Annotated in this window: 13 protein-coding genes; 7 read left to right on the forward strand and 6 right to left on the reverse strand. The window is 56.5% G+C overall.

Features of this window, described 5'->3' with window-relative positions; translation table 11 throughout:
- Window positions 1-67: 67 nt before the first annotated feature.
- Window positions 68-619 carry a superoxide dismutase [Cu-Zn] SodC gene (gene sodC, locus LG301_RS13235; RefSeq protein WP_404471623.1) on the forward strand — a complete coding sequence of 184 codons (552 nt, stop codon included), beginning with the start codon at window positions 68-70 and terminating at the stop codon, window positions 617-619.
- Window positions 620-707: 88 nt separating this feature from the next.
- Here the strand turns inward: sodC and bfr are convergent, their stop codons facing one another.
- From bfr to lptF, 5 genes are all read right to left on the reverse strand, one after another.
- The gene (gene bfr / locus LG301_RS13240) at window positions 708-1193 is read right to left on the reverse strand and encodes a bacterioferritin (RefSeq protein ID WP_030074841.1); all 486 of its coding nucleotides are present in this window, start codon (window positions 1191-1193) and stop codon (window positions 708-710) included.
- Between the two features lie 169 nt (window positions 1194-1362).
- Complete coding sequence (locus LG301_RS13245; RefSeq protein WP_263067466.1) at window positions 1363-1569, reverse strand: (2Fe-2S)-binding protein; 207 nt, start codon at window positions 1567-1569, stop codon at window positions 1363-1365.
- 158 nt (window positions 1570-1727) lie between these two features.
- Window positions 1728-2204, reverse strand: coding sequence for an RDD family protein (locus LG301_RS13250; protein WP_404471624.1), 477 nt, complete (start codon window positions 2202-2204; stop codon window positions 1728-1730).
- Between the two features lie 34 nt (window positions 2205-2238).
- Entirely contained in the window at window positions 2239-3303 is a 1065-nt protein-coding gene (gene lptG / locus LG301_RS13255) for an LPS export ABC transporter permease LptG (protein WP_404471625.1), read from the reverse strand.
- Window positions 3304-4383, reverse strand: coding sequence for an LPS export ABC transporter permease LptF (gene lptF, locus LG301_RS13260; RefSeq protein ID WP_404471627.1), 1080 nt, complete (start codon window positions 4381-4383; stop codon window positions 3304-3306).
- Between the two features lie 133 nt (window positions 4384-4516).
- Between lptF and LG301_RS13265 the strand changes: the two genes are divergently transcribed.
- The 3 genes from LG301_RS13265 (at window position 4517) to LG301_RS13275 (ending at window position 7824) form a co-directional block, all read left to right on the forward strand.
- Complete coding sequence (locus LG301_RS13265) at window positions 4517-6040, forward strand: leucyl aminopeptidase (RefSeq protein WP_404471628.1); 1524 nt, start codon at window positions 4517-4519, stop codon at window positions 6038-6040.
- 148 nt (window positions 6041-6188) lie between these two features.
- Window positions 6189-7310, forward strand: coding sequence for a branched-chain amino acid aminotransferase (locus LG301_RS13270; RefSeq protein ID WP_404471629.1), 1122 nt, complete (start codon window positions 6189-6191; stop codon window positions 7308-7310).
- Window positions 7311-7392: 82 nt separating this feature from the next.
- Window positions 7393-7824, forward strand: a complete 432-nt coding sequence (locus LG301_RS13275) for a DNA polymerase III subunit chi (RefSeq protein ID WP_404471630.1) — start codon at window positions 7393-7395, stop codon at window positions 7822-7824.
- 92 nt (window positions 7825-7916) lie between these two features.
- Here the strand turns inward: LG301_RS13275 and LG301_RS13280 are convergent, their stop codons facing one another.
- Window positions 7917-8384: a Spy/CpxP family protein refolding chaperone gene (locus LG301_RS13280; RefSeq protein WP_404471631.1), complete on the reverse strand. Its 468-nt coding sequence runs from the start codon at window positions 8382-8384 to the stop codon at window positions 7917-7919.
- Window positions 8385-8547: 163 nt separating this feature from the next.
- Between LG301_RS13280 and LG301_RS13285 the strand changes: the two genes are divergently transcribed.
- From LG301_RS13285 to LG301_RS13295, 3 genes are all read left to right on the forward strand, one after another.
- Window positions 8548-9723 carry an MFS transporter gene (locus LG301_RS13285; RefSeq protein WP_404471632.1) on the forward strand — a complete coding sequence of 392 codons (1176 nt, stop codon included), beginning with the start codon at window positions 8548-8550 and terminating at the stop codon, window positions 9721-9723.
- A gap of 100 nt (window positions 9724-9823) precedes the next feature.
- The gene (locus LG301_RS13290) at window positions 9824-12670 is read left to right on the forward strand and encodes a valine--tRNA ligase (RefSeq protein ID WP_404471633.1); all 2847 of its coding nucleotides are present in this window, start codon (window positions 9824-9826) and stop codon (window positions 12668-12670) included.
- A 203-nt stretch (window positions 12671-12873) separates the two neighbouring features.
- Complete coding sequence (locus LG301_RS13295) at window positions 12874-13950, forward strand: TauD/TfdA dioxygenase family protein (RefSeq protein ID WP_404471634.1); 1077 nt, start codon at window positions 12874-12876, stop codon at window positions 13948-13950.
- The last annotated feature ends 120 nt before the right edge of the window (window positions 13951-14070 follow it).

Raw genomic sequence — 14070 nt, forward strand, 5'->3', positions numbered from 1 at the left:
AACGCGACAGCTACCTTAAATAGGCAACGCCAAACCGCGTTTCCATGGATGAGGAAGGAGAAGTTTTATGCGCTATTCAACGACAGGCTCTTCAATATCGCTGACCGCTATTGCAGCCTCGCTACTACTTGCAACCTCAGCGGCACAGGCCAATGAGACGCTGAACGTGGAGATGCATAAAGTCAGTGCCGAGGGTATCGAGGAGTCCGTGGGCACGATTGCCATTGAGCCTACCGAGCATGGCCTCTTGCTGACGCCCTCGATCACAGGTTTAGAGCCGGGAGTTTATGGCTTCCACGTTCACCAGAACGCTAGCTGCGAGCCAGCAGAAAATGATGCAGGCGACATGACCGCCGCGCTGTCGGCTGGCGGTCACTACGATCCTGAAGAGACTGACACCCACCAAGGGCCTTACGGTGACGGCCATTTAGGTGACCTGCCTGTCTTAACTGTCAATGAAGACGGCGAAGCCAACCTTCCGGTTTTGGCACCCCGCCTGAGCATGGAGGATATGTCAGGTCGGAGCCTGATGATTCACGCCGGTGGGGACACCTACGCCGATGAGCCACATCTAGGTGGCGGTGGTGCCCGTATGGCGTGCGGCGTTGTCGCGTCATAAAAACGGCGCGCAATCACCTACCAATCGTCGCAGAAAAGCAAAACGGGCAGCCATTGGGCTGCCCGTTTATGATTGAACACCGCGTACTTTACTCTTCGTCGGTGGCCAACTGCATGTGCTTTTGCAGGTAGTTTTGAATACCTACTTTATCAATCAAGCCAAGCTGCGTTTCGATATGGTCAATGTGGCCTTCTTCATCGGCAAGCAGGTCGCGCAGCAGGTCACGCGTTACGTAATCCTTAACGCTTTCACAGTAGGTAATCGCTTCGATGTAATCTTTGCGGCCGTCATGCTCAATTTTAAGGTCGCTCTCGAGCATCTCTTTGACGTTTTCGCCGATGTGGAGCTTACCTAGATCTTGAAGATTAGGAATGCCTTCAAGAAACAGGATGCGCTCGATCAGTTTGTCGGCGTGCTGCATCTCTTCAATGGATTCGTCGTATTCCCACTTTGCAAGCTCTTTAAAGCCCCAATCTTTGTACATTTTGGCATGCAAAAAGTACTGGTTGATCGCTACCAGTTCGTTGCCGAGGGCGATATTGAGATGCTGAATAACCTTGGGATCACCTTTCATGCCGTCACCTTTCTTAGTGTGCAATTACTATGCTTTTGATTACGCTAACTAAAGAGTATAGGCCATAAAAAAGCTTACTCCCAGCGATACAGGGAGTATATAGAAGGTGACTAAAAACTCAAAAAAATCATATATTTGCTAACGAAAACCATAACAAGAGTGATTCGCGTCATACTGCGTAAGCGAGACTCATATCGGCGTCGCAGCGCGCTTCTTGGACGGCCTCACGGGTAAGCGTCTTCGCGAAGCAAGCGCATTTTCCACACTGAGTGGCGCAGCCGGTAGCTTCACGTACTTCTCTCCAGCTGCGCGCTCCGTCGCTAACCTGCTGGCGAATTTGATGGTCGGTAACTCCCTTGCACACGCATACGTACATGGCGACACCTCATAAAAGTCATGAGGCAAATGTAAATGATTCGCATACATCTTTTCAAGTAGAAAACATTGCTCTTTAGTATTGATTCGCCTTCAGCCAAACATGGGGCCCGCCAACCGCTTGTTTGGACGATTATTTTCACGTCTACCGGCGCGAAATTATTTTTTGGGCAGTACGACTGTTTCGGTTTTAGAAGCGATATCGGGCCAGCTTCTGCGCTGCCCATCAAACAGTACCCACCAGTAGCCAATGCCGAAGGCTGCGAGGGAGAGCCACGCTGTCGCACAGCGAACCAGGCTCTGCTTCAACGTAATTGCATGGCCATCCAGCGTTTGTACCCGTAACCGCCACGCCTGCATGCCCAGCGTCATACCACCTCGCCGCCAGGAGTAAATGAAAAACAGCGTGACAAAAAATAGCAACATAAGCCGCAGGCTCCAGATATCAAAAGGAGTCGTACCAATTTCTTCGGCCTGCTGTCCTAGTGCCAACCGAAAAAATGCCAAATGCGCGACCGTCACTGCTATCCAAATAGCCGTCACTAAAAAGCCGTCGTAGAGCATAGCGCCTAAGCGGCGACCCAGCCCGGCAGGCCAAACGTCGTCCAACTGGGTAAAGCGTCGCGTATTTGTCACTGCTGTTTCCTCTTCATTAACCGCTGCACTGTCACTAGCCATTGCGGCGCAGGAAGTAGATCCCCACCACAGCGCAAGCAAGTGTGGGTACCAATACGGCCCAGACGGGTGAAAAACCAAAAATTGTTGACGCCGGTGCTAATAGGTCTTGTACGTACTTAAAGATCAGCCCGGTTACCACTCCATAAAACACTCTGGTTCCCGCCGCTACCGTTCTTAATGGGCCAAAAACAAAAGAAGCCGCAATCAATACTAATGAACCCATGGTGAGTGGCATCAGCATTTTTTGCCAAAAATAGAGTAGCGGCTCGTCAACCTGAAGCCCTTGGCTTTCCAAGAAATTGGCGTAGGCCCAAAGTTCACTGGGTGCTTGGCTCTCGATATCACGCAGAAGGCGCTCTAGCTGGGTTGGGGTAAAGGCTGTCTCCCATCGAGCCTGTGCCTGAAACCCCGACGCAGTGCGATCATCAAAAATACGGGTAGTCGTAATGTTCTCTAACTGCCACTCGCCCCCTTCCCAGTGAGCGCGCTGGGCATGAGTCGCTTCAACAAGGCGGCGCTCGTCGAAGCGATAGCGCGTTAAATCCAGCACAACGTTATCTGCTCGGATAGCACCAAAGCGATAGACGCTATCGCCTTCCAACTGCCACCCACTACGGCTGATCAGCATGGCTCCCTCTCCCTGACGCTGCTCTAAACGCCAGGCTTCGGCGTACTGCTCGGTTCTCGGGCTGATAAATTCCGCTACCAGCAGTACCACCACCACCACAAGCAGCACAGGCTTCATCACGCCCCACACAATGCGTGCCAGGGAGCGGCCAGCAGCGCGCATCACGGTTAGCTCATTGCTTGACGCCATACTCCCCAGGCCAATCAAAGCGCCAATGAGTACCGCAACCGGCGCATACTGATAAAAACGCCAGGGTAAGCGCATCCCTAAATAGAGCAGCACATCGAGGGCGGAATAGTCCCCTTGGGTATCGCTTAAATCACCGATATAAGCAATGGTGATGTCTAGTCCTAACAGCACAACCTGCACCACAATAATGGCAGCGAGTACGTTGCGAGCGATATAGCGATCCAAACGATCGAACACCATTTAGCGCATCCCCTTACGTTGTGAGTGCCAAAGCAGGAGACAGCCAAGCACCAGGAATAGGGCGTGTACTGGCCACACGCCCATGGTGACTGATAAGGAGCCGCTGCCAATTGCATCGACGGCGGCTAACAGCAGGCTCAAATAGGCAACATAGATAAATATCGCCGGCAATAATTTAGCAAAGCGTCCTTGCCGGGGGTTAACCCGGGAGAGCGGTTGAGCAAGCAGCGCTAGAATAAAGACCATCAGTGGAAGCCCCGCTCGCCACTGAAACTGCGCCTGAGCGCGCGGGTCGGAATCACTCCATAGCTCAAAGGTAGAGGCATACTCAAGTGAATCCAGCTCCTGTCGGCTGCGGCTTAGCCCTAAGCGAAGCGTGTAGCGCTCAAACGTTAAACGCTCCGCATCGTTGCGCCCGGGCGTCACGCCATAGCGCTCGCCCTCTTCTAACACTAAAAAGCGGCTGCCGGTATCCACTCGCGTTTCTTGGTACCCAGACCCCGCCCGCGTGATATAGCTGTGGGTCTTTTCCGCCCCGGCCATGGGCTGCTCATGCACCAGCACTTCCTGCATTTCAGTGCCATCGCTGCTGAAATCGGTAATGTACGCCGTGCGACCACCGCCGAAATCTTGGAAACGTCCAGGAGCTAGCACCGATACATCTAAACGGCTTCGCTGCTCTTCGAGTGCGGCTTCGGTTTGCAGCGCTCCCGCTGGTGTTAACCACAGGCTACACACTCCAACCAACACCGCGACCACCGAAGCAGGCAGCAGCGTTACCCGCAAAAGGCGCGTGGGGCTCATGCCGCAGGCTACCATCACGGTAATTTCGCTGTTCATGTAAAGCTGGCCATAGGCCAGTAGGATGCCCAAGAAAAACGACAGCGGCAGGATCAGCTCCATAAACCCCGGCAGATGGAAAACCATTAAACTGCCCAGAATAGTCACGGGAATATCGCCCTCTGCTGCATCAGAAAAGTAGCGAATAAAGCGACTGCCCATGATCACTAACAGCAGAATGCCGGCCACAGCCGACATGGTCAGTAACACTTCACGAGTTAAGTACCGAAATAAAATCAACGCACTCTCCGGCTAAAGATGCAGGTTGCCATGCAATGCGCCCATGGCTTGGGTACACTAATCCAACTACTATCAAACCCTAATAACGGGGCATTATCCCGAATCACTTGATGCTTGTCTTGTTGGAGACGTCATGGAATTTTCCGCTCAAACCGCGAACCCAGCCAAAGCCGAAACGGCTTGCCTCGTTCTCCCCATATTTAAAGGTAGTGATTTATTGCCCGCTGCCGCCAAATTAGACGATGCCAGTGAGCGGCTGATTGGCCAGTTGCTGGAGCGCGGCGACTTTGATGCCGCCCTCGGTAATGTGCAACTTATCCCTTTTGCACCCGGCTTAGGTGCTGAACGCTTACTGCTGGTAGGCCTGGGTGAGCGCGAAAAATGTCAGGAAACGGCATTTATTAAAGCCCTTGACGCGGCAATGGCGGCGCTCGTCAAACTGCCTATCGATGAAGCCTGCATCGCCTTTACCGATGTGCCCCTCGAAGATCGTGACATAACCTGGAAAGCACGCAAAACCCTTGAGGCTGCCGAGCGAGCGGTTTACCGCTTTGACCAGTTCAAATCATTGCCTCAGCTTCCCACAAGCTTGGCAACCTTACATCTTATTATTAGTGACGCCGATGCTGCGCCCCTGGCCAAGCAGGGCGCGGCGCTAGGCACCGCCATTGGCCAAGGCATCAATCTGACGCGCACACTCGGCAACCTGCCGGGCAATGTGTGCACGCCGCGCTATTTAGCCGAGCAGGCCGAGCAGCTGGGGCGCGACTCGCAAGGCGCGCTTAAGGTAGAGATATTAGATGAAGAGGCACTGGAAGCCCTTGGCGCGCACTCACTGCTCTCTGTTGGGCGCGGCAGCCAAGAACCCTCACGCCTAATCGTGATGAAGTACCAAGGGGCAGAGAACCCTGAAGAAGCGCCTCACGTCCTGGTGGGCAAAGGTATCACCTTTGATACCGGCGGTATTTCGCTTAAGCCCGGCGAAGGCATGGATGAAATGAAGTTCGACATGGGCGGGGCAGCGAGCGTCTTTGGCACCGTAAAAGCCGTGCTCGCCATCAAACCCAAGCTGAACGTGGTATTTATTGTTGCTGCGGCTGAAAATATGCCCGACGGCGCCGCCACCAAACCCGGCGACATCATCAAAACCCTCAAAGGGTTAACGGTTGAAGTGCTCAACACCGACGCTGAAGGCCGCCTGGTGCTTTGCGATGCGCTGACCTATGCCGAGCGTTTTACCCCGGCAAGCGTGGTGGATATTGCCACCCTAACCGGCGCGGTAATTGTTGGCCTTGGGCACCATGCAACGGGCCTACTCTCCAACGATGACGACCTAGCGCTTGACCTGCTGGACGCAGGTGAAGCAGCGTGGGATCGCGCCTGGCACCTGCCGCTATGGGATGAGTATCAGGAGCAGCTGGATTCAAACTTCGCCGATCTCGCCAACATCGGTGGCCGCCCGGCGGGCACGATTACCGCCGCCTGCTTTTTATCGCGCTTTGCCGACCGTTTCCCGTGGGCACACCTCGATATCGCCGGCACCGCTTGGCACTCTGGTAAGCAAAAAGGCGCCACCGGTCGCCCGGTCGGGCTGCTAACTCAGTATCTGCTGGATCGTGAAGCCGACGCCCAAGTAGAAAATAGCGACACCGAATAACACAACGAGACGATCAACGGTTGCCTTTCGTTGACGTAAACGTTACATCTAAGGGTATTAGCGTGTGCGTGCTATCCGCGCGCACGCTACGTCAAACAATCACTCGCATTCGCCCTTCGGGGCCAGGCTAAAGCGGAGAGAACACGCCGTGCCCACAGCTTCAGATACCCAGTTTGAATCACATTTTGAAACCCTGCCGTCTAATCAACAGATGGCTGACGAGATCCGTGACAACATTCTGCAAAACCCAGGTTTTGGTAAGCACTTCACTGATCATATGGCCCACGTCCGCTGGACAGTCGACGCTGACTGGCACGGGCATCAAGTGCGCCCTTACGGCCCGCTCACACTCGACCCCGCGGCTTCCGTGCTGCACTACGGTCAGGAAATTTTCGAAGGCATCAAAGCGTACCGCCATGCCGATGGCTCGATTTGGACGTTTCGCCCAGAGAAAAATGCCGAGCGTTTCCGCCGCAGTGCTCGTCGCTTAGCGCTGCCGGAGCTTTCCGATGACGACTTCATCGGCTCGCTGAAAGCACTGCTGGCGCAAGACCACGTGTGGGTGCCCACGCCCGCAAGCGATGCCGACGAGTGCAGCCTCTATTTGCGCCCGTTCATGATCGCTTCTGAGGCTTTCCTGGGTGTACGCCCGGCTCACGAAGTGGACTATTACGTGATTGCCTCACCTGCGGCAGCGTATTTCAAAGGCGGCATCGAGCCGGTCTCTATCTGGCTCTCATCCCACTACAAGCGTGCGGCCCCAGGCGGCACCGGTTTTGCCAAGTGCGGCGGCAACTACGCGGCGTCATTGGCCGCTCAGAAAGAGGCCGCGGATAACGGCTGCAGCCAGGTCGCCTTCTTGGACGCCGCTGAAAACAAGTGGATCGAAGAGCTGGGCGGTATGAACCTGTTCTTCGTTTATAAAGATGGTCGTTTAGTGACGCCCCGCCTCACCGACACCATCCTGGAAGGCGTGACTCGCAACTCCGTCCTCACCCTGGCCAAAGACGCGGGTCTAACCCCCGAAGAGCGCGCGATCAGTATCGACGAGTGGCGTGAAGGTGCCGCCTCCGGCGAAATTACCGAGGTGTTCGCCTGCGGTACGGCTGCCGTGATTACTCCGGTTGGCGAACTGGTCACGGAAAACGAGCGTATTCGCCTGAAGGGCGATGGTAATAACGAAGTGGCCAAACGCATTCGCAAGACGCTGCTCGACCTTCAGTATGGCCGCAGTGAAGATAAGCACGGCTGGCTGACCCGCTTGGTATGACCCTCTAACGTTACCCAACACCTGGCCGCCACTCACCGTGGAGGCCAGGCTGCCAAGCGCGTTGACCCCGCTGGAGCCACCGATGGCACGCATCGATTTTTATATTCTGCCCGATACCACCCTAGAAGCGCGTTTACAGTTCGCCTGCAAGCTCGCCGAGACGATCCACCGCAAAGGGTACCGACTGCACCTACACTGCGAAGACAAAGCGCTGGCCGAACAGGCCGACGAAGCGCTGTGGCAGTTCCGCGATGATGCTTACCTGCCTCATGCACTGGAAGATAGCGAGCTGGCCGACAGCGTGCCCATCACACTAGGCTGGCAGCAGCTACCGGTGCCCACTGAAGAGACGGCGCTGCTGAACCTGCACCCCGATATTCCCGATGGTATTGAGCACTTCACCCGGATTGGCGAGATCATCAATCAACACCAACACGTGCTGGTCGCTAAACGCGCCTGCTGGCAGCGCTATAAAGCGCTTGGGCATGAGGTCGTGCCGCATAAGTTGGGGTAAATAAGCGAAAAGATCTTCCGCTATAAACGCGTAACCCCGCACTTAGCGGGGTTATCAAAAGAGTAGGGCAATCACTGCAGTCTGTCTTCGCCTTAGCCTCCCTGTTGCTCCATTTGCTGCTGCATCTGCTCCTGCATCTGTTGCATCTGCTCCTGCCGCTGAGCCATAGCTTCATCCAGTTGGTCTTGCTGTTCCTGAGTGAATACGCCTGCAATCTGAGACTGTATGATAATGCTTTCAGCGGTCATCTCAGCCGTCAGGTCACCAAGCCTCTCTGCGTCCGCGCGAATAGCTGCTTCATCGTAATCAGGCTGAACGTGCTCACTAAGCTGCTGCTGCAGCTGCTGGGCTTCCTGCTCATTGGCACCGATGTCATTTTGCATCTGGGTCAGAAGGCTGGTGAGCTCTTGCTTCTGGCTCTCATCCAGATCCACCATTTCGTCGAGTTGATTAACTTGGTCATCAATACTGGGGGCACCACCACCCATTTGCTGAGCCATCGCGGGCACACTGAACGTTAGGGCGGCCACGGCGGGGACAAAAAGTTTTGTTAACTGCATTAAAGACTCCAATTACTTACACATTTGTATTTCCTACCCGACGAAATCCTGACGGGTCATGTGCTCCGACAATGCTGTTCTCGAAAAATTCGTCGTAACAGCAAATTGTTGATTAACATGGGCACAACCTAGCCGCGCCCTTTGTACTCATGGAGACGTCAACGTGTTCACGCGCTACCCGCTTGTTACGATCGTCATCGCCCAGCTGTTTGGCACCTCGCTATGGTTTAGCGTTAACGGCGTCGGCTTAGCGCTGCAGGAAGCCGTAGGCCTTAGCGCGAGCGACCTTGGACTGCTCACCATCGCCGTGCAGGCGGGGTTTATTACCGGCACTCTGCTGATTGCGACCACTGGCTTGGCCGACCGCGTCCGCGCCAGCCACCTGTTTGCGATGTCTGCTGTACTCGGCGCGCTGATTAACGCAGCGTTTATTGGCGTGGCAGAAAGCGTGAGCCTAGCGGCGGCGGCGCGTTTTTTAGTCGGTCTGTGTCTTGCCGGCATTTATCCCCTGGGCATGAAGCTGGTGGTGAGCTGGACACCCAGCCACGCCGGTGCAGCCCTGGGCTGGTTAGTCGGCATGCTCACCCTAGGCATTGCCTCGCCGCACTTGCTGCGGGGAGTTACCCTGCACTTGCCCTGGCAGTGGCCGCTACTACTGGCCTCCGCTCTTGCGCTGCTGGCAGCCCTGATGATTTTTCTATTGGGCGTTGGCCCCCACCTTCCCGCCAAGGCAAACGGCGGGCGTCCTTGGGCGGGTATTGCAGCTTTCAGACAAAAGCACTTCCGCGCTGCCGCACTGGGTTACTTTGGCCACTGCTGGGAGCTATACGCCCTCTGGGCACTGGTGCCATTTTTGGTGGCAAGAGAGCTTGAGCGCCTGGGCGCAGCCAGCGGCGCCCAACCATGGGTAAGCTTTGCCGTTATTGCACTGGGCCTGCCCGGCTGTGTCTTAGCTGGCTGGTGGAGCCGCCGCGTGGGCAGCGCGCGGGTAGCCTGTGTGGCACTCGCCACCTCCGGTGCGCTGTGTTTGGTTTATCCCCTGCTGGGCAGCGCATCGCCGTGGCTACTGCTCGCCCTGTTAGGGGTTTGGGGTATCAGCGTGATAGCCGACTCCGCGCAGTTTTCCGCCCTGGCGTCAGCCGCGGCCCCACCTGAGCGCCTCGGCGCGGCGCTAGCCATGATGAATGCGATTGGTTTTGGCCTCACGATTCCATCTATTGCGCTCGTCACTGCCTTATGGGCAAGCCAAGGCCCCTGGGTGATCTGGTGGCTTCTGCCTGGGCCAGTGCTTGGCTTAATCACCATGCGCGGTTTACATCTTCAAGCCACACGCGCCTGACGACTCCCCCCGAGTCGCGCTATACTTGTCGCCATTTTGCATCCTCGACCAATGAATTCGATACCTCGCCACGCGGGGCGTCTCTGCTGTGAGTGATTCCATGGAAAAGACCTACCAACCCGAACAGATCGAAACCCGCTGGTACGAGCGCTGGGAAGCCGATAACCGCTTCGCCCCCTCCGGTCAGGGCACGCCCTTCTCGATCATGATTCCGCCGCCCAACGTGACCGGCAGCCTGCACATGGGCCACGCGTTCCAGGACACCATCATGGACACCCTGACGCGCTGGAAGCGGATGCAGGGCAACAACACCCTGTGGCAGGTAGGCACCGACCACGCCGGTATCGCCACGCAGATGCTGGTAGAGCGTAAGATTGCCGCCGAAGAGGGCAAAACCCGCCACGACCTCGGCCGCGAGGCGTTCATCGATAAAGTGTGGGAGTGGAAGGAGGAGTCCGGCGGCCACATTACGCGCCAGCTTCGCCGCATGGGCGCCAGCGTCGACTGGAGCCGCGAACGCTTCACCATGGACGACGGCTTCTATAAAGCGGTTCAAGAAGTCTTCGTGCGCCTGCATGAAGAGAAGCTGATCTACCGCGGCAAGCGCTTGGTGAACTGGGACCCTACCCTGCACACCGCCATTTCCGACCTGGAAGTGGAAAACAAAGAGCAGCAGGGCAGCTTCTGGCACTTCCGCTACCCGCTGGCCGACGGCGTTAAAACCAACGACGGCAACGATTACGTAGTGGTCGCCACCACCCGCCCGGAAACCCTGCTGGGCGATACCGGCGTGGCGGTCAACCCGGAAGACCCGCGCTACGCCTCCTTGGTAGGCAAATTCATCGAACTGCCCCTGGTGGGTCGCCGTATTCCTATCGTGGCGGACGAGCATGCCGATATGGAGAAAGGCTCCGGCTGCGTGAAGATCACCCCGGCCCACGACTTTAACGACTACGAAGTCGGCAAGCGCCAGAACCATCTGCTGATCAACGTCTTCACCAAAGATGCGACGATTCTTGAGCAGGCGGAAATCTTCGACCTAAAAGGTCAGCCGCAGCCCGATGAAGATGCCAGCCTGCCGGGCAAATACGCGGGCTTGGATCGTTTCGAAGCGCGCAAACAGATCGTCGCCGATATGGATGCTCTCGGCCTGCTGGTACAGGTAGAGAGCGTCAACAACACCCTGCCCTACGGCGACCGCTCCGGCGATGTCATCGAGCCGCTGCTCACCGACCAGTGGTTCGTGGCCGTGGAGAGCCTCGCCAAGCCCGCCATCGAAGCGGTAGAGAACGGCGACATTCAGTTCGTGCCGAAGAACTACGAGAACATGTACTTCGCCTGGATGCGCGACCTGCAGGACTGGTGTATTTCTCGCCAGCTGTGGTGGGGCCACCGCATTCCCGCTTGGTACGACGCCGACGGCAATGTTTACGTGGCCAGAAGCGAAGAAGAAGCCCGCGAGAAGCATGGCCTGGGCGCTGACGTCGTGCTAACCCAAGACGAAGACGTGCTGGACACCTGGTTCAGCTCGGGCCTGTGGACCTTTGGTACCCTGGGCTGGCCGGAAAAAACCCCGGAGCTGGAAACCTTCCACCCCTCCAGCGTGCTGGTGACGGGTTTTGACATCATCTTTTTCTGGGTCGCCCGGATGATCATGATGACGCTGAAGTTCACCGGCGAAGTGCCCTTCAAAACCGTTTACGTACACGGCCTGGTGCGCGACGGCCAGGGCCAGAAGATGTCCAAATCCAAGGGCAACGTACTAGACCCCATCGACCTGATCGATGGCATCACGCTGGATGAGCTGCTGGAAAAACGCACCGGCAACATGATGCAGCCCAAGCAGGCCAAGGCGATTGCCAAAGCCACCAAAGAGGAATTTAAAGACGGCATCGAGCCACACGGCACCGATGCGCTGCGCTTTACGTTCCTCTCCCAAGCCACCACCGGGCGCGATATCAAGTTTGATATGAACCGCCTGGACGGCTACCGCAACTTCTGCAACAAGCTGTGGAACGCCTCGCGCTATGTGCTGATGAATGCCGAAGGCGAAGATTGCGGCACCAGCGGCGAAGAGGTGGAGCTTTCGCTAGCCGATCGCTGGATAATCTCCCAGCTGCAGAAAACCGAAGCGCAGGTCACCAAAGCCATGGATGACTACCGCTTCGACCACGCGTCCCAAGCGCTGTACGAGTTTGTTTGGAACGAGTACTGCGACTGGTACCTGGAGCTTTCCAAGCCTGTTTTATGGGACGAAAATGCCAGCGCCGAAGCTAAGCGTGGAACGCGCCGCACCCTGGTTCGCGTACTGGAAACTATTCTGCGCCTTGCCCACCCGATGATGCCCTATATCTCTGAAGAGATTTGGCAGCGGGTGGCACCGCTGGCGGGCACTTACGTGGGTGAAGACGCCTCAATCATGCTCCAAGCCTGGCCGGAAGCTGACGAGAGCAAAATCGACGAGCAGGCCACTCAAGATATCGAATGGCTGAAAGGCGTGATTATTGCGGTGCGCAACATTCGCGCCGAGATGAATATTGCCCCCGGCAAACCATTGGATGTGCTGCTCACCAAGGGCAAGCCCGAAGACGCCGAGCGTCTGGAAAGCAACCGTCACTTCCTGGCTAAGCTGGCCAAGTTGGAAAGCGCCACTTGGCTGGCCAACCCAGACGAAGCTCCGCTCTGCGCAACGCAGCTAGTCGGCGATATGGAAGTGCTGGTGCCCATGGCAGATCTGATCAATAAAGACGCGGAGCTTGCCCGTCTCGCCAAAGAGATCGAGAAGCAGGATAAACTCATCGGCGGCATCGAGAAGAAGCTGGGCAACGAGGGCTTTATCGCCAAAGCCCCCGACGCCGTGATCGAGAAAGAGCGCGGCAAGCTGGCGGAATTCCAGTCTGCCAAAAAGCTGCTGGAAGAGCAGCAGGCGAAGATCGCGAAGCTTTAAACATCCGCTGATAGCGCGACCCAAGACGGCACCTACAAGGTGCCGTCTTGGGTAATGCGCCCCGTCAGGTTTTTCCCGTCAGGAACAAAACCGCTGGCGGTCTGCCAATAGGGGGTGGGCCATTGGATTCTGATGGCCTGAGGCGAGTCACTACCCTCTATCGAGTGACATGCCCCGCATTCACCCATGGAGATCACTCCCATATGGCAACATCATCCAATAAGTTCAGCAGCACGCTACCCACCATACCCCCGCTGAACCCTGAGCACGTATCGCTGTTCGAGCGCGAAGGGCTGACGGTCAAGCTCCTGGAACCGCTTGGCATTGAAATATACGGCGCCGATGTTCGCACCCGGCTCTCCGAGCCCGTCATTGAAGCCCTGGAAATGGAAATGGCGCATCGCGGATTTATTGTTTTCAAGCACCAAACAGACCTCTCGGCGGATGAGCTGGTCAATGCCAGCAAATGGTGGGGCGCCGGAGAAATCCATTCGACCCATGGCGTTCATCCGGCAACGCCTGGCATGAACCGAGACATTTTCCGCTGCTCCAACGACAACCGCTACGGTATCCTGGGAGTGGGCCCGCAGTGGCACAACGACGGTAGCTTTGAAGCTGCCACCTTCTCGCACTCCGCTTACTACATGGCGCGGGCGCCTGAACAAGGCGGCGGCACGCACTTTGCCCACCAGGGTGCCGCCTTTGATGTTCTCCCCGAGGAAAAGCAGGCCTTCTGGGAGCGGCTAGTGTCGGTCAACTCGGCATCAGGTGTGAGCCACCCGGTTGTTCACACGCACCCTATTTCGGGACGCAAAAGCGTATGGCTGCACCTGGGGATGACCGGTGCGGTGCTGGAGCGGTTGCCAGAAGCGGGGGTCGCCAATGATGAGCTGCAACAAGCCCCCGCCTCAACCGATCAGCTTCGGCTGCTTAATGAAGATGAGATGAAACAGCTTTTCAACGACTACAACGACCTACTCAATGTGTCGTTCGAGAAGGGCTTCGGGATACGCTATCACTATGACACCGGCGACCTGCTGTACATCGACAACTGGGCGCTGGCGCACCGAGCTGCCCCCGAGGCGCACATGTCTGCAGAAGAGCAAGGCCTGCGGATTATGGACCGTGTAACGGTCAAATCCAGACAAAACCTGGCGCCTCATTTTGGCTTGCCGCAGTACATCAACTTAGACGGACCGCACCCTTTTAATCGCGATGGCGTCTGGAAAGCCGGTGGCGTGGGCTTTCGCTGGAAAGATGACATTCCTATGCAAAACTAGTGTTTTGGATCCTCTATCGGCGGATGGCTGCGCCTATCTGCCGCGACTGCATCATTTTTTACAACGAACCATGTAAGGTTAGCGTTAGAAAAGCCACACAGTTGTGGCAACAATAGCTTG

The organism is Vreelandella venusta (assembly GCF_044809155.1).
Taxonomy (GTDB): domain Bacteria; phylum Pseudomonadota; class Gammaproteobacteria; order Pseudomonadales; family Halomonadaceae; genus Vreelandella; species Vreelandella venusta_B.

Bases quoted from the DNA above. Each gene is read 5' to 3' on its own strand.
- LG301_RS13275 (WP_404471630.1), top strand. From the start codon at position 7,393: ATGGCACGCATCGATTTTTATATTCTGCCCGATACCACCCTAGAAGCG.
- LG301_RS13245 (WP_263067466.1), bottom strand. From the start codon at position 1,569: ATGTACGTATGCGTGTGCAAGGGAGTTACCGACCATCAAATTCGCCAG.
- LG301_RS13295 (WP_404471634.1), top strand. From the start codon at position 12,874: ATGGCAACATCATCCAATAAGTTCAGCAGCACGCTACCCACCATACCC.
- LG301_RS13290 (WP_404471633.1), top strand. From the start codon at position 9,824: ATGGAAAAGACCTACCAACCCGAACAGATCGAAACCCGCTGGTACGAG.
- LG301_RS13265 (WP_404471628.1), top strand. From the start codon at position 4,517: ATGGAATTTTCCGCTCAAACCGCGAACCCAGCCAAAGCCGAAACGGCT.
- bfr (WP_030074841.1), bottom strand. From the start codon at position 1,193: ATGAAAGGTGATCCCAAGGTTATTCAGCATCTCAATATCGCCCTCGGC.
- lptG (WP_404471625.1), bottom strand. From the start codon at position 3,303: ATGGTGTTCGATCGTTTGGATCGCTATATCGCTCGCAACGTACTCGCT.
- LG301_RS13280 (WP_404471631.1), bottom strand. From the start codon at position 8,384: ATGCAGTTAACAAAACTTTTTGTCCCCGCCGTGGCCGCCCTAACGTTC.
- sodC (WP_404471623.1), top strand. From the start codon at position 68: ATGCGCTATTCAACGACAGGCTCTTCAATATCGCTGACCGCTATTGCA.